The sequence below is a fragment of the Phaeobacter sp. NW0010-22 genome, from assembly GCF_040365955.1.
In the GTDB taxonomy this organism is placed as follows: domain Bacteria; phylum Pseudomonadota; class Alphaproteobacteria; order Rhodobacterales; family Rhodobacteraceae; genus OMPR01.
In genome coordinates this window covers 203021-224958 of the sequence record NZ_BAABWT010000008.1, presented here as the reverse complement: position 1 = coordinate 224958, position 21938 = coordinate 203021, and the positions used below count along the sequence as shown (strand labels likewise).

18 protein-coding genes are annotated in these 21938 nt (G+C 55.1%); 5 read left to right on the top strand and 13 right to left on the bottom strand.

Annotated features, from left to right (window positions below; genetic code table 11):
* Positions 1–16: 16 nt before the first annotated feature.
* From ABWV33_RS17800 to ABWV33_RS17780, 5 genes are all read right to left on the bottom strand, one after another.
* Positions 17–751 (bottom strand): SDR family NAD(P)-dependent oxidoreductase, encoded by a 735-nt coding sequence (locus tag ABWV33_RS17800; protein WP_353332669.1) that lies wholly within the window; start codon positions 749–751, stop codon positions 17–19.
* Complete coding sequence (locus ABWV33_RS17795) at positions 748–1482, bottom strand: SDR family NAD(P)-dependent oxidoreductase (RefSeq protein WP_502930922.1); 735 nt, start codon at positions 1480–1482, stop codon at positions 748–750. The genes ABWV33_RS17800 and ABWV33_RS17795 overlap by 4 nt, the downstream gene beginning before the upstream one ends.
* 40 nt (positions 1483–1522) lie before the next feature.
* Positions 1523–3079, bottom strand: coding sequence for a trimethylamine methyltransferase family protein (locus ABWV33_RS17790; RefSeq protein ID WP_353332665.1), 1557 nt, complete (start codon positions 3077–3079; stop codon positions 1523–1525).
* A 134-nt stretch (positions 3080–3213) separates the two neighbouring features.
* Positions 3214–4146, bottom strand: a complete 933-nt coding sequence (locus ABWV33_RS17785; RefSeq protein ID WP_353332663.1) for a DMT family transporter — start codon at positions 4144–4146, stop codon at positions 3214–3216.
* Positions 4147–4200: 54 nt separating this feature from the next.
* Positions 4201–5130 (bottom strand): LysR substrate-binding domain-containing protein, encoded by a 930-nt coding sequence (locus ABWV33_RS17780; protein WP_353332662.1) that lies wholly within the window; start codon positions 5128–5130, stop codon positions 4201–4203.
* A gap of 162 nt (positions 5131–5292) precedes the next feature.
* Between ABWV33_RS17780 and ABWV33_RS17775 the strand changes: the two genes are divergently transcribed.
* Positions 5293–6294, top strand: coding sequence for a sterol desaturase family protein (locus tag ABWV33_RS17775; protein WP_353332660.1), 1002 nt, complete (start codon positions 5293–5295; stop codon positions 6292–6294).
* Positions 6295–6352: 58 nt separating this feature from the next.
* Here ABWV33_RS17775 and ABWV33_RS17770 read toward each other — a convergent pair whose 3' ends face one another.
* Both ABWV33_RS17770 and ABWV33_RS17765 read right to left on the bottom strand, forming a co-directional pair.
* Positions 6353–8803, bottom strand: a complete 2451-nt coding sequence (locus ABWV33_RS17770) for a GcvT family protein (RefSeq protein ID WP_353332658.1) — start codon at positions 8801–8803, stop codon at positions 6353–6355.
* A gap of 62 nt (positions 8804–8865) precedes the next feature.
* Positions 8866–10386, bottom strand: a complete 1521-nt coding sequence (locus ABWV33_RS17765; protein ID WP_353332656.1) for a trimethylamine methyltransferase family protein — start codon at positions 10384–10386, stop codon at positions 8866–8868.
* Positions 10387–10481: 95 nt separating this feature from the next.
* Here ABWV33_RS17765 and ABWV33_RS17760 point away from each other — a divergent pair, with 95 nt between their 5' ends.
* A complete protein-coding gene (locus ABWV33_RS17760; protein WP_353332654.1) occupies positions 10482–11405 on the top strand; it encodes a LysR substrate-binding domain-containing protein in 924 nt (307 codons plus the stop codon).
* 5 nt (positions 11406–11410) lie between these two features.
* Here ABWV33_RS17760 and ABWV33_RS17755 read toward each other — a convergent pair whose 3' ends face one another.
* From ABWV33_RS17755 to ABWV33_RS17745, 3 genes are all read right to left on the bottom strand, one after another.
* Positions 11411–12430 carry a HupE/UreJ family protein gene (locus tag ABWV33_RS17755; protein WP_353332652.1) on the bottom strand — a complete coding sequence of 340 codons (1020 nt, stop codon included), beginning with the start codon at positions 12428–12430 and terminating at the stop codon, positions 11411–11413.
* Positions 12427–13290 carry a peptidyl-prolyl cis-trans isomerase gene (locus ABWV33_RS17750; RefSeq protein ID WP_353332650.1) on the bottom strand — a complete coding sequence of 288 codons (864 nt, stop codon included), beginning with the start codon at positions 13288–13290 and terminating at the stop codon, positions 12427–12429. The genes ABWV33_RS17755 and ABWV33_RS17750 overlap by 4 nt, the downstream gene beginning before the upstream one ends.
* A gap of 176 nt (positions 13291–13466) precedes the next feature.
* A complete protein-coding gene (locus ABWV33_RS17745) occupies positions 13467–14567 on the bottom strand; it encodes an AraC family transcriptional regulator (protein WP_353332648.1) in 1101 nt (366 codons plus the stop codon).
* Positions 14568–14608: 41 nt separating this feature from the next.
* On the opposite strand from ABWV33_RS17745, the gene ABWV33_RS17740 reads away from it, so the two are divergent.
* The 3 genes from ABWV33_RS17740 (at position 14609) to ABWV33_RS17730 (ending at position 17984) form a co-directional block, all read left to right on the top strand.
* A complete protein-coding gene (locus tag ABWV33_RS17740) occupies positions 14609–16378 on the top strand; it encodes an acyl-CoA dehydrogenase (RefSeq protein ID WP_353332646.1) in 1770 nt (589 codons plus the stop codon).
* Positions 16379–16467: 89 nt separating this feature from the next.
* A complete protein-coding gene (gene dmdD, locus ABWV33_RS17735) occupies positions 16468–17274 on the top strand; it encodes a methylthioacryloyl-CoA hydratase (protein WP_353332644.1) in 807 nt (268 codons plus the stop codon).
* A gap of 386 nt (positions 17275–17660) precedes the next feature.
* Positions 17661–17984, top strand: a complete 324-nt coding sequence (locus ABWV33_RS17730; RefSeq protein ID WP_353332642.1) for a hypothetical protein — start codon at positions 17661–17663, stop codon at positions 17982–17984.
* A gap of 80 nt (positions 17985–18064) precedes the next feature.
* Here ABWV33_RS17730 and ABWV33_RS17725 read toward each other — a convergent pair whose 3' ends face one another.
* From ABWV33_RS17725 to ABWV33_RS17715, 3 genes are all read right to left on the bottom strand, one after another.
* A complete protein-coding gene (locus ABWV33_RS17725) occupies positions 18065–19243 on the bottom strand; it encodes a hypothetical protein (RefSeq protein ID WP_353332640.1) in 1179 nt (392 codons plus the stop codon).
* A 662-nt stretch (positions 19244–19905) separates the two neighbouring features.
* A complete protein-coding gene (locus ABWV33_RS17720) occupies positions 19906–20592 on the bottom strand; it encodes a potassium channel family protein (protein ID WP_113822059.1) in 687 nt (228 codons plus the stop codon).
* Positions 20592–21812, bottom strand: coding sequence for a cation:proton antiporter (locus tag ABWV33_RS17715; protein ID WP_353332638.1), 1221 nt, complete (start codon positions 21810–21812; stop codon positions 20592–20594). Before ABWV33_RS17715 ends, ABWV33_RS17720 begins: the two co-directional genes overlap by 1 nt.
* Between the last annotated feature and the right edge of the window lie 126 nt (positions 21813–21938).

The window sequence follows — 21938 nt, the reverse complement described above, 5'->3', positions numbered from 1 at the left end:
ACGGGGTAAAGCGGGGTTACGGCAGGCTCAACTTTGCCATGCGCCCCCCGTCGACTGTGTAAACTTGCCCGGTGATGAACCCGGATTCTTCGGCGGCAAGAAAAGCCACGAGGGCTGCGACCTCGGCCGGGGTGCCGGTGCGATCTACGGGGTGAATCTTGCCGATATCGCGGCGAAATGCCTGTGGATCGTCCATGCTGTCGATGAAATCCTGATTCAAATCAGTGTCGATCCAACCCGGTGCAACAGCGTTGCATCGAATGCCTTCGGGGCCATGATCAACTGCAACTGCACGGGTCAGCCCGTGTAACCCTGCCTTTGATGCGCAATAGGCCGCATGGCCGGGGTTCGCGCCTAGCCCCTCAATCGAACCGATATTGACGATACTGCCTTGTGTTGCACGCAGATGGGGCAGGGCGGCTTGGATGAGAAGGAAAGGTGCGGTTAGGTTCACCGTCAGATTACGCTGCCAATCCTCCAACGACATGGCCTCGATACTGGACTCCTGCATCATGCCCGCGTTGTTGACGAGCACATCAAGCTGCCCGCTGTCCGCAATGACCTGCTCTATCACCTGTGCCGGGGTTGTCGGGTCGCTGAAATCAGCGGTGAAACTGGGGAAATCGGGATCTGGCGCGCGTTGCGCGGTAAAGACCTTGGCCCCTTCGTTGCGTAGGCGGTGGGCAATGGCCTGACCTATGCCGCTGCGCCCGCCCGTGATCAATGCCACTTTGTCTGTAAACCGCTTCATGACACAGGCTTGCCCCCGTTTACCTCTACCAATTCGCCACACATATAGCGCGCATGATCTGAGGCGAGGAACAGGACCACCTCGGCGATGTCTTCGGGTTGGGCAATGCGCCCGATTGGAACGGTTTTGTCCAGCTCAGCGATGGCTGTGGCGGGATCATATCCGCGCAGTTCAAACCCGGTGCGCAGCATGGGGGTGTCCACCTCGTTCGGGCAGACCGCATTGACGCGGATGCCTTGGTGGGCGTGATCGCGCCCCATGCATTTCGTCAGCGATGCGATGGCGGCTTTGGTCATGCAATACACCGCGTGATCCGGCCCCGGATGAACGCCCCAACAAGACGCTGTGTTGACGATGGCACCCCCTCCGTTGGCCGCGAGTAGGGGGATCGCTGCGCGGCACACCTGAAACGGGGCTTTGACATTAACCGCGATAGAGAGGTCGAAATCCTCGTCACTGCTGGCGGTTACAGGACCGCGCCGCATAATGCCTGCGTTGTTGATGACGATGTCCAACCCGCCTAAGGCCTGTGCCGCCTGATCGGGCAATGTCGATGCGTACTGCGGGTCGGTCAGGTCACCGGGCAAATGAGCCTCGGCCATGATATTGGTAACGTCCTGGTCTGCGACCGCCACTTTGGCCCCGGCGGCGCGCAATTGCGCAACAATCGCCGACCCAATGCCCCCTGCTGCACCTGTCACCAAGGCACGTTTGTTGGTGAAATCCAAAATGATCCCTTTCAACTGATTGGGCCGGGCAGGCCTTTGGGTTTTAGTAGCTTTGGTTCAGTTCATCCGCGGCTGGAATTTCACGTTCGCGGCGCGCGATATAGTCACGCAACTCTTCATCCTTGGCGATATCCAGCGCGGGTTCCTGATATTCGCTTAGCAGTTTTTTGGCGTGTTTCAGAGCACGTTCCGTGATTTCGACACTGCCCTCGGCAATCCACTGTTCGATTGAATTGTTGTCGAACATGTCAGGCATGAAGAAGGCAGATTGAAAGTTCTCTTGGGTGTGAGGGTGCCCAAGATAGTGCCCGCCCGGTCCGATATCCGAAACAGCGGCAATGGCGGTGTCAAAATCATCCCAGTTGGGCCCCTCGGCCATGCGATAGGCCATCGCGCATTGTTCCGCATCAACGATGAACTTGGCGACAGAGCAGTGCATGCCCGCTTCGTTCCAGCCGGCGGAATGCCAGATGTAGTTGGCCCCGGCGTGGATCACAGATGACAGTGTGGTTGCGGATTCATATCCCGCCTGCGCGTCAAATGTTTTGGCCCCGCCCAAGGTGTTTGAGGTGCGCCAAGGCACATCATAGTGCCGCGCCATTTGACCGATCATGAAATTCATCAGACTGATTTCCGGCGTGCCTGCCATCGGGGCACCGGATTTCATCGAAACAGTCGACAGATAATGGCCATAAATCGCCGGACAGCCCCGGCGAATAACCTGTGTATAGGCCAATGCGCTGAGAGCTTCGGCATTCAGTTGCGCAACCGAGGCAGCAACACTAGCGGGCGTATTGGCCCCACCAAGAACGAACGGAGAGCACAGCACAGGTTGGTTGCGGCGGCAAAAGGCGCGCAAGGCCCCCAGCATGGTTTCATCCCAAACCAGTGGCGAGTTGCCGTTGCAGTTGCCCGTTGTGACGGGATTGTTTTCAATGAACTCTTCGCCAAACAAGATGGCGCACATGTCCATCACGTCTTCGGCGTTCTTGGGCGAGGTGGTCATGCCCATGAACGTTTTGTCGGAATATTTCATCGACGAATAGGTGATCTGCAGGTGGCGCTGGCTGATTGGGTGGTCATAGGGTTCGACAATGTGATGCGCTGAGGAATGCAACGCGGGCATCATGTGCGCCAGTTTGTGGAACATCGCCAGATCGTCCAACATCGGGTTGCGGCGCACGTCGTCCAAATCGCGCAGAAACGGCGCACCCGTCATCGGAACAAAGATCGAATGCTTGCCACCCAGACGCACGTTCTTTTTGGGATCACGGGCGTGATAGGTGAAATCGCTGGGGATGGTGGAAATCAGATCCCGGACCAGACCGCGATCCAGATAGACGGTTTCGCCCACCACTTTGGCACCGGCTTTTTTCCAATCTTCGATTGCAATGGGATCTCGGAAGTGGACACCCACGTTTTCCAGAATGTCCATCGAGGCGTTATCAATGCGCTCAACCTGCGCCTCATCCATCACCTCGCACAGGGGAATATTGCGGTTGAGTCCGGGCAGCATTTCAAAATTGGGGGCGCTGCGTAATGCACGGCGTGCAGACCGTCCGCCAGCGCGGGCACGGGTTGGGGGCGTTTGGTCAGTCATGGCAGGTCTCCGCACGAGGGGCTTGGGTGTGGGGCCACTTTGCACGATTCTAGCAGGTGGCTGCCCGTACCGTTGCGAAGGATCATTGCAAGAACCGACACCTCTTTTTCTGCTAATTCTGTAACGAAAAATGGCTAGTTTCGCGGTCCTGCAAAGGCTGATTTTTCTGCGCCAATCTTTAGACGCCGTTCCCGATGCATCATGTAAACAGACGACCCGATGATGATTGCAGCCCCAATCAGAGTGTTGGAATCTGGGATTTCCATAAACAGGATATAGCCCAAGATCGCTGCATAGATCAGTTTCATGTATTGGATGTTGGTAACGACACTGGCTTCGCCAAGGCGCAATGCTTTGACGCCAATCCACTGACCTACGCTGGACAAAGCGCCCATGCCGATCATCAACATCCACCCTTGGGCGTCTGGGGCTTCCCACAGCCAGAACATAGGAATACCGGCCAAAGCCCCGACAAAAATGGCCTGATAGGCCAATAGCGTTCCGGTGGATTCCGTTTGTGACAAACGGCGAACCGAGGTGACAGCCATGGCCGCCCCCAACGCGCCGAGGATCGGGACAAGTGCATAGACATCAAAAAAGCCGCTGACACCGGGGCGCGTCGCGAAAAGAACGCCGACAAAGCCAACGACAACAGCCGTGATACGATGGCGGCCAACGGGTTCGCCTAGAAACCACATGGCCAACAGGGTCACAAAAAAGACCTGAGCAAAGGTAAGGGTGATTGCAGTCGTTAGTGGCAACACCGAAACCGCCCATATACTACAGGACAAGGCCAGAAAGGCCCCGATCAGGCGGATCATGTGCAGTTTGGGGTGCTGCGTGCGCAGGCTGTGCGGAAAATTACCGGCGATCGAAGGGACCGCCGCAAAAAACACAACAACTTGGCGAATGAACAGGATCTGCAAAACATGGTATTGGCCCGACGCAACTTTGGCGAGGGCAGCGACCAAGGCAAAGATAGCAGTGGACAACAACGCCCATAGAACACCCCTAAGGTTTGGCGACAGTTGGTTCGGTGGCGTCAGGGACTGTTTGTTTGAGGCCACGGTTTGAATCCTTGTGTCATGTTCTACTGGGTCGATGGCAATTCGGTTTCGAACTTACGGCGTTGCGCCGGAGTCTAAGCGATGCTTTGCTTCGGTCAAAAGATGATTTCGCAAATTTTGGGCTGCGGGTTTTTCAAGCGTATCAGGGTCATAGACCAAGTAATAGCCATGGTCGGGTCGGCTGATCACGGGCCCTAATCTTACAAGTTCGCCAGAGAGAACGTGCGGATCTTCTAATCCAGAAGAGCCCAACCCAACCCCTTCGCCAGAAAGAACCATATCCAGCAGGGTTGGATAGTTGCGAATTTCTGTAAATAGGCGTGTGGTGTCAAATCCAAGTTGATGATGTTGATGCCAAGTGTGCCACGTGAACCAGCCGATTGCGTGTTCATCTCCGTGATCCAACATCCAATCCTGTGTGAGCGTTTCGGTCAGATTGTTGGGATCAAGGCTTGGGTGCGCTTGCAAAAATTTGGGCGTGGCGATCACTTGGACTTCTTCGCGAAATAACAAATCAGCCGCGTACCCTGGCCAGTGACCTGTGCCAAAGCGGATCGAAAAGTCGACCTTATTGCTGTCAAAATCAGTGTATGTATCAGACGTGACAAAGTTGATCGCTGCACCATGTGCAGCATCACGGAGTTCTGAAATACGGGGCATGACCCAGAGGTGCGCCATGCCAAAAGACGCCCCGATCACCAGCTCGTTTTCACCGCGTTTTGCCAGACGGTCAAACCCTAGTTCAAGTCGATCAAAGGCCCCAAGTGCCAGATCGGCAACTTCTTGTCCCTGCGCGGTCAGCGAGACGTGATTGCCATTTCTCTTAAAAAGCGAAGTGCCAAACCAGTTTTCGAGATTTGCAATGTGGCGCGTAACAGCTGGCTGCGCGACAGAAAGTTCGTGCGCGGCGCGCGTGAAATTGCCATGACGCGCCGCCGCTTCAAAGGCGAGCAATGCGTTCAAAGGGGGCAGGCGTCTGCGCATCTTTGTCTCTTGTCATGATAAAAAAAAGTTATCGGATCATGAGGATATTTGGGCTGTGCGCCAAGCGTTTCCTTTCGCAAAACTATTCTATCGTGCGAATTTGGGGAATATTGCAATGAAACGCGCCAACATCACCATGCAAAAATATTGGGGAGGCCGTTGATGGATACCCCCGAAACAAAGCGTGCCTCGCGTAAGATATGGAACTACACGCCTAACTTGCCGTTGAACATGGCACCCTATTGGGATTGGCCAGCGCGACCTGTGGCGTCGATGGTCTATCTCTTGCAGAGCTGGAACCCAGCCGGATTGCGGTTTCTGATCCTGATCGTTGCGATGGCCGTCTGGACGTGGTTCACGCCCGAATTGACTCGCATGAAAACGCTGCAAGCGGGTTGGGTCTTTGAAATCTGGGTGCGAAACCTGATCCTTTTGGTGACTGTGGCCGGAGGGCTGCATTTGGCGCTTTGGAAATACCGAACGCAGCAAGACGACTATCGCTATGACATGCGCCCCATGGCCAAGGGGGCCAAGGTTTTCTATTTCAAAAATCAGGTCTGGGACAACATGTTCTGGACTCTGGGTCCCGCGCTGGCGTTCTGGACGTTCTGGGAATGCCTGATGTGGTACGCCTATGCCAATGGCTGGGCGTCGATGATCACGGTCCAGAGCAACCCGAGCTGGTTCGTTGCACTGATCGTGTTTATCCCAATTTGGGCCGGGCTGCATTTCTATTGGCTGCATCGGCTGTTGCATGTTGGCAAGCTGTATACGTGGTTTCACAGTTGGCATCACAAGAACATCAACACCGGCCCGTGGTCTGGTTTGGCCATGCACCCGGTCGAGAGCTTTTTCCTGATGTTTGACACCATGATCTTTTTCCTGCTGCCCGCGCATCCGGTGCATGTGTTGTTCTTGCTTTTACATCACGGGATCGGTGCGCCCACGTCCCATGCGGGTTTCGAAAACATCAAGTTGGGTAAAGTCGGAAAATTCGCGCTGGGTGATTTCTTTCATCAGCTGCATCACAAGTTTTTCGACTGCAACTATGGCACGTGGGAAACGCCTTGGGATCGGTGGTTCAATACCTTTCACGATGGCACGGCAGATGGAAACGAGTTGGTCAAAGAACGCCGTCGCAAAATCTGGCTCACCAAATCATAGTAGGATCAGAAGTTTTGCGTGCCCTGTTTCAAGGGCACGCAATGGGGATTTGGCAGGGTTAGGCCCGCATGTTGGCACCGTTTGCGTCGTAGATCGGCGCGCCCAACACTTCGGCTTCATAAAGTTCGCCCAGAATTTCCACCTGCAGATGGGTGCCCGGCTCTGCGTTTGGGCTGGTGACATAGCCCATGGCCATGGATTTGCCGACATGGTGGGCATACCCCCCGGATGAGATATAGCCGACAGCGGCGCCATCTTTCAGAATGGCTTCGTCGTTGCTGACATCAATTCCGTCTACATCGATGGTCATCGTGACCAGTTTTTGTTTGGGGCCGGTATCACGTGCCGCAAGGGTGGCGTCTTTGCCGACGAAGTCTTTTTTCCAGTTGATGAACACATCCATCCCGGATTCAACGGCGTCGAAATCGGGCCGGAAATCCAGCGTCCACACGCCCCAACCTTTTTCCAGTCGCATAGACATCAGCGCACGTGCGCCATACCAGCGATAGCCCAAGTCGGCGCCTGCCTCTTCAACCGCTTCGGCCAGACGCAGCAGGTATTGTGGTTTGCAATAGATTTCATAGCCCAGTTCACCACTGAACGAGATGCGGTTCAAAATGACAGGGACGCCCCCGACATAGGTCTGGCGCAGATCGCGGAATTTGAATGCCTCTGCTGACACGTCGTCACGGGTGAGCCGGGCCAGCAAATCGCGCGATTTTGGGCCGGACAGGGCAATCCCATGCCAGTCGTCGCTGACGTTGGCATAGATCACATCGCTGGGCAGATCCTTTTCAAACCAACGGCGATGGGCTTCTTGCATGGTGCCCGAGCCAAACAGGATGAAATGCTCCTCGCTTAAACAGGCAACAGTCAGATCCCCGTACAGTTTACCCTTGGGTGTCAGCATGGGTGTCAGGGTCAGGCGGCCCGGTTTGGGAACGTATCCTGCAAGGGTCCGATCCAGATACGCCCGTGCGCCTGCGCCTTTGAATTCATGTTTGGCGAAATTGGCGATTTCAATGCCGCCCACCGCTTCGCGCACGGCTTTGACCTCGCGCGCGACATAGTCATGGCTGCGATTGCGCTCGAATGTGGGGTCTTCGTGGGCGTCCTCAGGCCCATCCGCAAACCACAACGCATTTTCCAAGCCAAAACTTTGCCCCATCCGCGCGCCTTTGGCGACAAGGCGGTCGTGCAGGGCGGTGGCTTTTTGCATCCGTCCCTTGGGCAGCGTTTCGTTGGGAAAGGTCATGACAAAGCGACGTTCGTAGTTCTCGGTCGATTTGACCGTGCCCCAGTCGGGGGTGGCAAAATCACCAAAACGGGCCACATCCATCGCCCAGACATCAATGCTGGGTTCGCCGTCGATCATCCATTCTGCCATGGTCAGACCAACGCCGCCGCCCTGACAGAACCCGGCCATCACCCCGACGGCGCACCAATAGTTTTTCATCCCCGGCACCGGGCCAATCATCGGGTTGCCATCCGGGCCAAAGGTAAACGGCCCGTTGATCATGTCCTTGATACCGGCCTCGCCAATCGCTGGGATACGTTCGAATGACATCTCTAGTCGGTCGGCAATACGGTCCAGATCAGGTTGCAGCAGTTCATGCCCGAAATCCCAAGGCGTGCCGCCCACTTTCCAAGGGGTGCCTTTGGGTTCGTACGTGCCCAAAAGCATCCCCTGACGTTCCTGGCGGAAGTAGATGTTCGCCTCGTAATCAATGCCCGCAGGCAGGCGGGTTGGGTGGTTGGCAACGGCGTCGATTTTTTCAGTGATCAGATAGTGATGTTCCATCGGCTGCACAGGCAGGTTCAGACCCTGCATATGCCCGACCTCGCGCGCCCACAGGCCACCGCAGTTCACAATGTGTTCGGCGTTGATCACACCCTTGGGCGTGGTCACATCCCAGCTGCCGTCGGGGCGCTGTTTGGTGGCAGTTGCGGGGGTGTGCGTGAAATATTGCGCGCCGTGGACTTTGGCGGCTTTGGCAAAGGCATAGGTGGCCCCAGACGGGTCCAGATCGCCATCCTGATCATCCCACAGCGCCGCATGATAGTGGCTGGGATCAATCAGCGGATGACGCTCGGCCACCTCTTTTGGGGAGATGAATTCCTGGTTGAGCCCCATGTAACGCGCCTTGGAGCGTTCGCGTTTGAGATAGTCATACCACGTTTTGTTCGAGGCCAGATAAAACCCGCCGGTGATGTGCAGCCCGACCGAGTGGCCCGATAGCTCTTCGATCTCTTTATACAGATCAATGGTATAGCTTTGCAGGCGCGAGATGTTTGGGTCGGAACTGATGGTGTGGATCTGACCGGCCGCGTGCCAGGACGAGCCCGACGTCAGCTCATCCCGTTCCAGCAGAACGGCGTCTTTCCAGCCGAATTTGGCCAGATGATACAGAATGGAACAGCCAACAACACCGCCGCCAATAATGACGACTTTGGCGTGAGAGGGCAGCTTTTTGCTGGTGGTTGAGGTGTCGCTTTGAATTTCGGGCATGTGGACTCTCTTTGACAGGCGTGCAGGGGGGGCAGACTGGATCGTCGCGGTGTTAACGTTTCTCAGTACCAAGCATCGGGGATCTCTTCCTTGCGTTTGGCAACATAGGCTGACAGCTCTTCCTTGGTTGCGGGGTCCATTGGCGGAGCCTCGTATTGGGACAGCATTTCATTCCAGCGATCATAGGCGCGTTGGCGCATGTCCTTTGATCCGGCGTCTTCCCAGCTTTCGACGTTTTCACTGTCGCTGAGGGCAGGTTCATAAAACGCGGTCTGATAGTTGCGCATGGTGTGCCCGGAGCCAAGAAAATGACCGCCGGGGGCAACTTCGCCATAGGCATCCCGCGCAAAGGCTTCGTCGCTTGTGTCCAAGCCTTGGGACAGCACCTTTTGATATGATCCCAGACGGTCGGCATCCATAATGAGCTTTTCAAACCCGGTGCACAGACCCCCTTCGAGCCAGCCAGCCGAATGCAGCACATAGTTGGCCCCCGCCAGCATGGTGGAATGCATTGAGTCCGCACTTTCATAAGCGGCTTGTGCATCCTCGATCTTGGAGGCAGTCAGCGACCCGCCGCATCGCAACGGCAGGCCGGCACGGCGTGCAAGCTGGCCAATGGCATAGTTCGAAATCACCGGCTCTGGCATGCCAAACGTGGGCGCGCCGGATTTCAACGACATTGAACTCAGGAAATTCCCCAGCACAAAAGGTGCGCCGGGGCGGACGATCTGGGTAAAGGCGCAGACCATCATCGCCTCGGCCATGGCTTGGGCGACGGAAGCGGCGGTGGACACCGGGCCCATCGCGCCAGACAGGATAAATGGGACCACGATAATCCCTTGACCCCGGGCAGAATAGGTGCGGATGGCTTCGGTCACCACCTTGTCCACCAACAACGGAGAGTTGGTGTTGACGTTGCCCATGATGACGCAATTGTTGTCCATCACATCGCGGCCAAAGACGATTTCCGCCATGTCGATGCTGTCTTGGGCGCGGCTCATTTCGGTGATCGCCCCAAGATGGGGTTTGTCGCTGAGCGTCATATGCGCGAAAAGCATATCGAAATGACGTTTGGAAACCGGCTCATCACAGGGTTCGCAGATGACGAAACCCCCGTGATGCAGATTGGGGTGCGTGTAGGTGAGTTTGACCAGCTTTTCAAAGCTATCCATGTCACCATATCGGCGACCGCCTTCCAGATCGCGTACAAACGGCGCCCCATATATGGGCGCGAAAACCTGATTGTTGCCCCCTATGGTAACCGAGCGTGCGGGGTTTCGGGCCAGTTGGGTAAATTCGCTGGGGGCTTTGGCGCATAAGGCACGGATCCACTTGGCATCGGCGCGGATGATATCCCCGTCCAGCGTGGCGCCCGCTTGTTTCCAGATCCGCAGGGCCTCTGGGTCGTCGCGAAAGGCAATGCCAATGTCCTCCAACAGCCAATCCACTTGGGCCTCTAGTTTTTGCAGGGCCTCTTCGTCCAGCATGTCAAAGAACGGCAATGTTCGTTTGATCCAAGGCGATGCAGGCGCGCCGGGTATTTGGGTCTGTCTGTCACGCGCAGCGCGGGAACGTCTGGCCATGGGGTGTCTCCAGCAACATTTGGTTGTCGAATGTTAGCTGTGCGAATTGCCCTTGTGACGCTTGAAATTTTTGATCTTTAGGATAAGCACAGAAAATGCGAAATCTTTGGAAACTCTTGAATAGCCCGCGTCACTTGATTGTTTTCGAGGCCGCCGCGCGTCTTGGATCATTCACACGGGCGGCAGGAGAATTGAACATTCAGCAACCTGCGGTCAGCATGGCAATCAAGCAGTTGGAAGGGTCGCTGGGTGTTACCCTGTTTCATCGCAGCCATCGAAAGATAGAACTGACCAAAGCGGGCGAGCGGTTTTTTACGGATGTGTCCATTGGCTTGGGCCATATTCAGAACGCGGCCTTTGCGATCCATCAACGCGGCCAGAACGATCACGTGACCCTGTCGGTTTCAACCGCCTTTGCCTATTATTGGATGGTGCCCCGGCTCGAAGATCTGCACGAGAAACATCCAAACGTTGATTTGCGATTGCAGACCAGTGACCGAGAGCCGGATATCGGCTCAGAAGGGATCAGTCTGGCCATTCGACGGGGCAATGGGGTTTGGCCCGGTGTGCAATCGGTGTTGATCGCGCCCGAGGTCATTTTCCCGATTGCGAACCCCCGGTTGATGGCCACAGCGATCAATTTGAAGACCGCTGCGAATTTGCTGCACGAACGTTTGATCCATCTCGAAGAACCGGTTCGCGAAAGGCCCACATGGGATCAATGGTTTGCCCATTTTGGGGTGCCGGCTGGAACCCCAAAGGCGGGTCTGCGCTTGAATGACTATGCTTTGGTTTTGCAGGCCGCCATGGCGGGCGAGGGGTTTGCCTTTGGCTGGCAGCATGTCACCGACAATCTGATCGAAAAAGGGCTGCTGGCCGCACGCCCCGAATGGAGCTGGGAAACCGGCAACGGCTTTTATTTGGTTTGGTCAACAGAGACGCCGCTTATTCCGCAGGCGGAACAGGTGCGTGATTGGATGATTGCCAAAGCCAAATCAGTGAACGCCCTGAGCCGCTGATGGCGCTATGTCAGGATACCCGTGACCCGTTCGATCAGCCAATAGGCGGCCATGATACCGATCAGCTGAGCAGACCCCCAACTTACATTCATGCGGAGTTTGGGCGGCAGCAGACCGCGCGGCTCTAACAGACGTTTGAGGATATAACCCGCGACCAATATCACCGCGATAAACAAAAGCTGACCCGCCTCAACACCAAGGTTGAACGACAGCAACGCCAAGGGAACATCGCCGGGCGGTAGCCCAATTTCCGCCAAAGCACCCGCAAAGCCAAACCCGTGCAGCAAGCCAAACAAGAACGAAACGCTCCATGGATACAACTCGGAAAAACGCGGCGTGTCTGGATCCCGTTTCAGCAATTCAGAGGCGACAAACATGATCGACAGGGCAATGACGGCTTCGACCGGGGGGCCGGGCAGGGACACATAGCCAAGCGTGGCACCCGCCATTGTGATGCTGTGAGCGACTGTAAAAGCGGTGATCGCCCCAACAAGCCGCCATCGGTCCCGGATCAACAAAAGCAGGGCCAATACAAATAGCAGATGATCGAACCCACCTAGAATATGCTCTAGCCCAAGGTAGAAATAGCTGCCGATAACGGTCCAGATATCGGGGTTTGACTGGATTTCAAATGACGTATAATCCGGCGTTAGGCGTTGTGTTAATGCGGTGCCTGTCGAAGACGGATAACGGACCAGAACATCCGTTTGGGTGTTTTCCAGGCCACCAATGTTGATTTGACCGCCCGCAAGCCCCCCTGAACAGGTTGCCGACCAAGATGCGATCCATGCGATTCCGTCAAATCTGGGCTCGGGCCCAATGGACGGAGTGCAGTTTTCGGGCAAAGTGGCCTCAAGCGCCATGGCTTTGCCACGTACATCCGGCTTGCGCCAGAAAACCCGATATGTCTCGGCACCCAGATGAGATATTTCAAGATATCCGGGTTGCAATGCGTGCGCCAAAACGGGTTGCGCAGGGAGGCACGCAACGATGAAGGCAAAAAATGCTGCGATCCACATCCTCATTGCGTTACGTTTTCTTGTGCGTCGGGCAGGTTGATTTCGAAATTCGCTAACATGGATTGGTACATTTTTTTGGATATGTCGTCGGTGGCTTGCTGCGCCCAGTCTTCAATTACCTTTTCTTTGACGTCATCTAGGGCTGGTTCGGCCGCCACTGGCCGTTCGGTTACACGCACCAAGTGATATCCATAGCCCGACCTGACGGGCCCTTCCCAAACTCCGGTGGGCTGCGACAGGACGCTGGCAAAGAACCCTCTGCCAAAGGTGGCATCAACGACTTGCGCGGGGGCGCGCGTCAAAGCGCCGGGCATCAGCGAAGGTTGCCCGACCGTTAGCGGATCCGCACCATCGTTCAATGCTGCCAATGCGCGCGATGCGTCGTCTTGCGATACCTGTGCCCCCAAATAAACCTGTTCTAGGCTTTGCTTCTGCTTGCCGGCATACGTGTCTTTGTTGGCTTCAAAAAAGGCCTGCAATTCCGCGTCAGAGGGCTGTGCACCCGAAGATGCGGATTCCATCAGAAAGGTCATTTTCTGCACCAATCGACGGCGGATCACAGCGTCTGCTTGATCCATGGACAATGCGAGTGCTTCGCGAACCAACACTTCTTCTCGAATGAAGGTATCGATTAGGCCCTGCATTTCCTCTGGCGTCGGATCGCGTTTCCAAGCTGCGTCGAATTGAGCCGTTAGTCTGTCGATGGTTACATCAGAAACTTCGATAATATTGTCAGATTTTTCAGAGGTTTGAGGTTGAAGGGCTGCGGAAATTCCAAAAATAAGACCTCCGACGATCATGAAAGCAAAAAGAGGTTCTTTGATTACGCGTGCAATCAAAGACTGTTTTTGTTTGCTTGAATTCATTCTTGCCTACCTCTTAAACGCACCGTTCGGTTTGAGATGAGTTTCCAGATTACGCACACAAAAATCAACCAAAAGGCGCAGGTTATTTGCTATGAAAATACACGTAAGAGTTGGGTGAGACGCAAGACTGGAAAAACAGCGTCTTTCCCGGACAATTGCCAAGCCAAAAGCGGTGTCTAGGGCATTTTCTGACGATAAGTGCCGGGCGTCGCGTCGGTCCATCGTTTGAACGCGCGATGGAAATTGGCCGCCGAAGCAAACCCAATGTCTTGTGAGATTGCCTCGATGCTTTTGTTTCCATGCGTCAGATCCCGAATGGCAATGTCCCGCCTCAGATCATCTTTGATTCCTTGAAAAGAGGTGCCTTCGGCATCAAGGCGGCGCATCAAAGTGCGCGGTGTCAGGTTGAGGGCCTGAGCCGCATCGTTCAGCCGGTAATCAAGCTGTTCCGCTTGCAGCAGCAATTCCCGAATTTGCAGTGACAGAGTGTGTTCCCGCAGGCTGGTAAAGATCCAATCGCGGGGCGCGCGATGCAAAAAATCCTGCATCTCTGAATCGCTGCGCGAAACGGGCATTTCCGCCTGTACTCCGGCAAAGGTGATCGACGAAAACGGCTGATCAAAACGCACGGGGGCCGGGAACAAGATGGGATAGTCTTGTGCAAAATCAGGTCGTGGGAAAATAAAGCCAACGTCATGCAGGGGCAGTTCGCGCCCCACCAGCCATGATGCGATCCCGTGTGTCAGTTTCAGCAAAAGAACCTGCCCAAACCGTTGCGGTATCGGGGTGCCGCGCGGCAACAATTCGACGCGCAACAGGTCCCCGTCGCTTTCAAGTGTCAGCTGATAGTCGTCCAACAGTAGGTTCCAGAACGACGTAAAGCGAAACAGGGCCGCTGACAAAGAAGAAGCGCCCCGAACAGATGTACACAAATGCTTAAGCGCGCCGGGGCGAATTGGGCGGCTCCACAGGCCCATCATCTCGTCCTGGGTTTCATCAACGACCAATTTATAAAGACGCACAAACTGATCATGGGTGACACGCGAACGCGGCGTTCCGGTAAAGGACACCCCCGCTTGCCGCAGGATTTCAGACAGGCGTTGCGGCGGGCATTGATTGCTGAGCGTCGTTAGCCAGTCTTGCAAAAAAGCCCGCGAAACGGTGGGCAAAATGGGGGGGGAATGGTGAATGCTCATCTTACGTCGCGTATCGCAAGATTTGTCACTTTTTGCAAGTTTTGCGTCCATCTCGGAGATAGCCGCACCGGGCATGGACATCCTATGTAGCCCCTAACGAATTCAACTTGGGAGATCACCTCGTGACCTTTGCCGCCCCGACAAAAGACATGCTTTTCAATCTTGAACATCTTTCTGGATGGTCAGAGGTGTCCCAGTTGCCCCCATATCGGGATCTGGATCTGGAAGACGCCGCAGCGGTGCTTGAGGAATATGGCCGTTTTTGCGCAGAAGAGATCGCCCCCTTGAATGCACCGGGTGACGAAGCCGGATCAAGCTATGGCAATGGCCGCGTGACATTGCCTGATGGGTTTTCCGAAGCCTATGCAAAATTTGTCGAAATGGGCTGGCAAAGCCTGCAACACCCCGAGGAATTCGGCGGTCAGGGTCTGCCGCGCGCAATCGGGGCTGCCGGCACGGAAATCGTGAACGCCGCGAACATGAGCTTTGCCCTGTGCCCCTTGCTGACAGATGGCGCGATCGAAGCGTTGTTGACCGCAGGGTCTGACGACATGAAATCGGTCTACCTTGAAAATCTTGTGTCCGGCAAATGGACCGGCACGATGAACCTGACGGAACCACAAGCGGGCAGCGATCTTGCCTTGTTGCGCAGTCGGGCCAACCGGCAAGAGGACGGGACCTATACGGTTTCGGGCACCAAGATCTTTATCACCTATGGTGAGCATGACATGTCCGAAAACACCGTGCATTTGGTGCTGGCCCGCACGCCGGATGCGCCCGCAGGTGTAAAAGGGATCAGCCTGTTCTTGGTACCCAAGTTCTTTGTCACGCCCGAAGGTACGCCCGGTGACCGGAATTCGGTACGCTGTGTCAGCGTCGAACACAAACTGGGGATCAAAGCGAGCCCCACGGCGGTTCTGGAATTCGAAGAGGCGACTGGTTATCTGATCGGCGAAGAGAATTCAGGGCTCGAATATATGTTCGAAATGATGAACTCCGCTCGTTTTGGCGTTGGTTTGCAAGGTGTTGCAATCGCGGAACGCGCTTACCAGCAGGCGCTGGCCTATGCCAATGACCGGGTGCAAAGCCGCCCCGTGGACGGATCATCGCGGGATGCGGTTACGATCGTCCATCACCCAGATGTACGGCGCTTGTTGGCGCGGATGCGGGTTTTGACCGAAGGTGGCCGGGCAATGGCGGCTTATTCGGCTGGCTGGCAAGATCTGGCCCGTCATGCTGACACGGCAGAGGCGCGCGCGCACGCGGCAGCGATGGGGGAATTCCTGACGCCGCTTGTGAAAGGCTATTGTACTGAATCCGGTGTCGAGGTCGCCTCGATGGGCGTGCAGGTCCATGGCGGAATGGGCTTTATCGAAGAAACTGGCGCCGCGCAGCACTACCGTGATGCCCGTATCTTGCCAATCTACGAAGGCACCACAGCCATTCAGGCCAATGATCTGGTTGGGCGTAAAACCCTGCGGGATCGCGGCGCGACAGCGTTGAAATTTGCGGCCCTGATCGAAGAAACCGAACAGGAACTGGCCAAAGGGTCAGATCAAGCACAGGCTGTTGCCAAACGTCTTGGCGTTGCGCGTTTGGCGTTTCAGGACGTCGTCGCACATCTGGTCGGAACAGCGTCCGAGAGCATGAATTCGGTATTCGGTGCGGGTGTCCCCTATCTGATGTTGGCCGGTAATCTGGTTGCGGGTTGGCAGTTGGCACGCGCTTTGTTGGTGGCTGAGGCAGCGTTGGCCCGTGGTGAAGATCCGGAATTCATGGCGGCGAAAGTGGCTTCTGCTCGGTTCTATGCCGATCACGTCCTGACCGATGCCGGTGTCCAGCGTGATCGTATTCTTGACGGTGGTGACAGCCTGTTGGCTGCAATTCTCTGACCTTTGAAAAAGGCGCCCATGATCGCGGGCGCCTTGCATCTATCCTTATTTTTCGCGGCGCAGACCGCACTCAGTTGAAAGACACGAAAATGACCGTTGAAATCGACCAGTCCCGCTTTGAAAACCTCGCCTTTGATGTCCATGACGATGGCGTTTGGGTTGTAACCCTAAATCGCCCGACGAAACGCAACGCCTTGGATCTGGCCACGATTGACGAGCTGGTGGATTTCTTTGCCACCGCACCGCGCGCTGGGGTCAAAGCGGTGGTTCTGGCAGGCTCCGGTGATCACTTCTGCGCCGGCCTCGACCTGATCGAACATCATGATGCGGACCGCAGTCCCGCCGATTTCATGCATGTGTGTTTGCGTTGGCACGAGGCGTTTAACAAAATGGAATATGGTGGGGTGCCTGTGATTGCAGCCCTGCAAGGTGCTGTTGTTGGCGGTGGTCTCGAATTGGCCAGCTCAGCTCATATCCGTGTGATGGATCAATCCACCTATTTTGGCCTGCCCGAGGGGCAGCGTGGGCTGTTCACCGGAGGCGGCGCAACCATTCGCGTGGCCGATCTGGTTGGCAAGGCACGCATGATCGACATGATGCTGACCGGCCGTGTGTATCAGGGTCAAGAAGCCGTAGATCTCGGTTTGGCACAATACATCGTCGAAGGGTCCAGCATGGACAAAGCGATGGATTTGGCGTGCCGTGCCGCTCAAAACCTGCCGCTCACCAACTTTGCCATCTGTTCCGCCATCAGCCATATGCAGAACATGTCGGCCTTTGATGCGGCGTACTCCGAAGCGGTTGTTGCAGGGGTTGTGAACACTCAGCCCGCCGCGCGTGAACGTTTGGCGGCTTTCGCGGATAAGACAGCCGCGCGAGTGCGCCCGAACAGCTGATGGAATGGGGCGGGTGTCCGCCCCAATTCTAATACATCATTCGCTTTGTGGCCCGCCGAACCGCGTCTGACCGGAATGAACTGGCCAGCCCTGTCTCGACAGGCTGGCCATTTTTCCATGTATCAACAAAAGACAAATCCGCCGACCTAGCGCTGCGTAAGGCGCTGTTAACGGGGGCAAAATCCACGCGCGGGCTGATTTCGATCACCCCTATGAGGGCGTCTTGCAGCAAATGCAGCGTACCTATTTGCCCAAGCCTCTTACCAAAAGTGTTGAAAGATGCGCGTCATATCATGGCGCGCATTTTACTTTCCGAAGGCAGTCATTGACCGCAATCGTGGCACCGAATATGAGCGATTGAGTAGTTTCGAATATTGAGGAAAAAGATGAACAAATATAGTGTGTTGATCGCCGCAATTGTATTTCTAACCCTGTTGCTCGCAGTGCCGATTGGATTGAAGTATTCCCAAGCCTCATTGCTATTTGGATTCGTCGCACTGGTATTGGCTCCCATAGCTATCCACAAAACTCCCAGTGTTAACTGGGCATTGGGATTACTGATGGGGTTGGCAATTTTTGCCAGTTTTCCATTCAAGAAGCTATTTCAGCTCGATGGATTTGTTCAGGAGGCTCCGGTGACCCTTGCTTATGCTGGTATCCTCTGGCTCATAGGTATGGGTTGGAAGCGGAGCTGGAAACAAGGGAAGTAACAATAAAGCTTTCGATTGGCGGCAGTCTTTGTAGGAAGCCCACCCCGGATGGCGCCAAGGGCAAACCGGAAGGGATAACATCATTCTCCGAACAGGTCCCTTTCGTAAATCTTGCCTTTGGCAATGCCGAGCTTCATTGCTGGTGTCTGTTTTGTTTTTCTCGTTCCCATCCAGTTGTGGTGGAAACGGTAAATCTCGACAATTTTGACCATCATCTCCGGCTTGTAGAGGTGATGACGATCCCAAAAGCGGCCATTCCCGCTGGGTGTGGCAACTGGGCGCTCAGCCGCCTTGATGTTGCTCCTGATCTTGTGGAAATACGAGTCGACGCTGCGGAGGGTTGCCAAACGCATCAACCGAGCCCGCCGTTCAACGGACATCGCCGTGCGATCTGTTCTCAAATGGACGACGCGGCTTGGCTCGGATTGTGAATGATAGGGCCAGTGGAAAGGGGTGCCTGTCGGATGCCCATACAGGCGCTTCGCAATCTCTCGATCCAATTCTTCCTCGAACACGAACCGCGGCAGCGAGTCGAGCTGGTGCTTGGTCAACCCCAGATCATTCCTGAGCTCTCTTCGCCCCTGAGCGTAGAGCGCCTCGCGGATGTCGTTGGATTGATACTTGTCGAACGCCACTGTTGCCACATCGACGCGACCCAATCGCACTTCCGGCGCAAAAACTGCTGCAAAGGCCTTACTCAGCCCGGCCTCCCCATCCTGAACGAAGTAGAAACGATGGTCAGATCTGGAAATCATCCGCCGCAAAACCAGAGCGTGTGCGTATTGCTGGATATCGTGCCGGATCAGCGCGCCTTCGTGTGGTAGCTGCAGGCCCAGATCGACATCGGGTGCTATCTCAGGGTCGATCTCGATTTCTCGGGTGATGTCGTCCAGGTACTCCTTGAACTCGGACGCGGTCCAGAGCCTACCATGCTCCCGCCAGCAGCGATCAACCCCGATATCGCCATTGAGGGTCATATCCAATTCGATCTGCTCCATGTCGATGCCCGGGTCGAATTGCAAATGCCCCAACACAATGTAACCGGAATTGGCGTGGGCTGTGCAGAGATGGTTCAGTGCGACGAATGATCGTGTCTTCCTGTTCGGCCAGTTCAGTGTCAGGGTCTGGCTGTCGGTGGCAAATCGACGACCAGCCTTTTCCCAGTCTACATGCCGCAGATCTCCTTCACGCTTGGCTGTGAAGTTTTTGATCTGATCATAGATGAAGTCGATTTTTCGATAGACATCGCGGTGCGCCATGTCCGCAATTTCCGAAATCTTCGAAAAGGATGTGCCATGAACGAGCAGTTTGAGAACTTGCCCGTTTTTCGACTGCCGCCGGTGGTTTCTTGCCGGGTGTCCGATGGTGAAGGTCGAACCACACCGTTTGCAACATAGGCGCTGGTTCCCTGCCTTGGTCTGCCCCGATTTTCGATACAGTTCCGGCCGCGCACGGAACGATTTTCCATGAGAAAGGCAGTCTTCGTTCTTGCAGGATTGCCCTTTGCCAGCAGGGCGTTGCAATCGTCTCATCCTCATGTATTCTTCGACGATGGCCCGGTTGTTCTTCAACACGGATTCCTCTCCGCAGGATCCACATGTGAAGTTCTTCTTATCGCCAGAACCCTTAACGGTTCCACGCGGGAAGTTAGCGTTGGCAACCGAAAGCTTCAGACCGCGCCCATCGCGTGGATCTGGAGGAATGCCGAATTGAGCGCATTGCGCATTCCGGCAGAAGTTCACATCCACCCCAAAAAGAGGCATAGGAAGGCGCCTTTTGGGGCCTGTCGCGGATTTTTGCGATACATACCTCACCTGTCATCTCCATCCTGAGATTCATTCAAGCAAGGTTTTCAAGGAATAGGTTGGCCACTTTGTGGCCAACCAAAGAAAAAACTACAACACTTCTGTTAAGAGGCTTGCTATTTGCCCTCACCCTCTTTTTCTTCGGTTTCAAATTTTTCGATCCGATAGTTGCCGACAATGCTGCCGATCATCACGGCAATATACAAAACGCCTACAACTGCCTGTAATCCGGCGGCGATCCGGGCGAGAGGGTGAATGGGCAAGATGTCACCATACCCAAGGCTCGTCAGGGTCACGAGGCTGAAATACACCATCGAAGTCCAGAGGTCGTGATCGCCAACAAATTCGATCGAACCGGGCTGCCAGCGGATCATATGAGAATAGAACATGGCCCAGACTACGGCCAGTAACAGATAGCCGAAAACACCACCGATCAAGGTTTCGAAATCCCCTTGGTCACGGGCCAACAAGGCCCGAAAGGTCATGATAGGTGCGGCGATGATCATTCCCGTGGAAATCAACGTGACAACCCCATTCAGGTGCCCATTCAACATCGCCGCCAAACTGCACCCAAACCAGATCAAGGTAACGATAGCCCCGATCAGACGGAACCTCAGATCTTTCAGACTAAAGAAAATGGCACCAACAAGGGTCAGCTCAATCAGGGCAAGGCTGGTCAACTCGATTGCAAAAGATGACCCAAACAGAGGCTCCAAAAGGATTGAACCCAGCAACATGATGAGCAGGGCGCTCCAATGATATCCATTGGTGGTGCTTTGGCTTTCTTTGCGTATGTCCAGCATTACGGGCGATCCTGATGATTTGGTTCAGCCGAAGAGCCGAGGCGAAAGATTTGTGGGGCCCACTTGGCCGAAATACCATGGACAAAGGCGGATACGACAACGGCCATCATGGAAATGACTATTATATCATTGATCCGTGTCAGCCCCTCGAAATCCATAGCGACGAAAACCGCAAACAGGGCAGTTGCCAGCCCACGTGGCCCAAACCAGCCGTAAAACAGCCGCTCATTCGGCGCGGTGTTCGTTCCCATCAAAGAGATCCAGATTGCGACAGGGCGTACCAATACCAGCGACAGACACACAACGGCCAAACCGACCCAGGTCGCGTGGTTCAGCGCTTCGGGGACAAACAGGGCGCCAATGAAGAAAAAGCTTAGCATTGCCAGAAACTGACCGTCGCCCTCGATGAATTCACGGGCCTGATGCACACTGCCTTTGGCGGTATTGGCAAATGCAATGCCTGATATGAAAACCGCAACGAATGAGTTCCCGCCGATGTGTTCCGCGGCAAAATAGGTGACGCCAACCGCAGCTAACATGCCAACACGGGCTAGGCCTTCGTCCATCAACCTATGCTTGATTGAAAAGTTGCGTGCGATGCCAACTGCGCAGCCAACGGCAATCCCCGCTAAGACGCCCAATCCAATTTGGGTGGCAAGAAGATGCAATAGCGTCCCTTCTGCAGCGGCTTCGGGGGTGCGTTCAATCGCGAGCCCGGCAAAAAAGATCACAAAGGGCAGGGCCAAGCCGTCATTCAACCCGCTTTCCGCGTTCATGGCATTGCGAAATGCGATTGGGATTTTCTGATTGGATTGAATGGCTTGCCCAAGCGCCGCATCGGTCGGCGCCAGTAGCGCGGCTAGCAGACAGGCCTCCCAAAGGGGCCAATCGGGCAGCAAAATAACATTCAAAAGAGACCCAAACAGGATCGCGATGGGCAGACCCAACAAGAGCATGCGGGCCGTGCGTTCCCCAATCTTTTCAAGCGCATCGCGTCGCAACTGGGTCGCGTCGGCGAACAGCAACATGGAAAGCGTTAGTTCGGCCAAGAGGTGAAACTGTTCAGCCGTTTCGTGATTGAGGATAACGCCCTGTAACCCCACGAGAATGCCAAACAACAGAAAAACCATCGGCATGGTAATTGCCCATTCCGACATTTTACCGGCGAACAGGCAGTACCCAAGAATGACAATCGCTAGATAGAGGACGTAATGTTCCATTTCAAATCCTGAAGTGCCGTATCGGAAAATTCCGTACAGCTTACGGTATGATCCCAGTTGGGTCTATCGTAACCCACAGAAAGAACATCAAAAAATGCCGTTCTTTCTATCCGCAGCTAAGGGGTA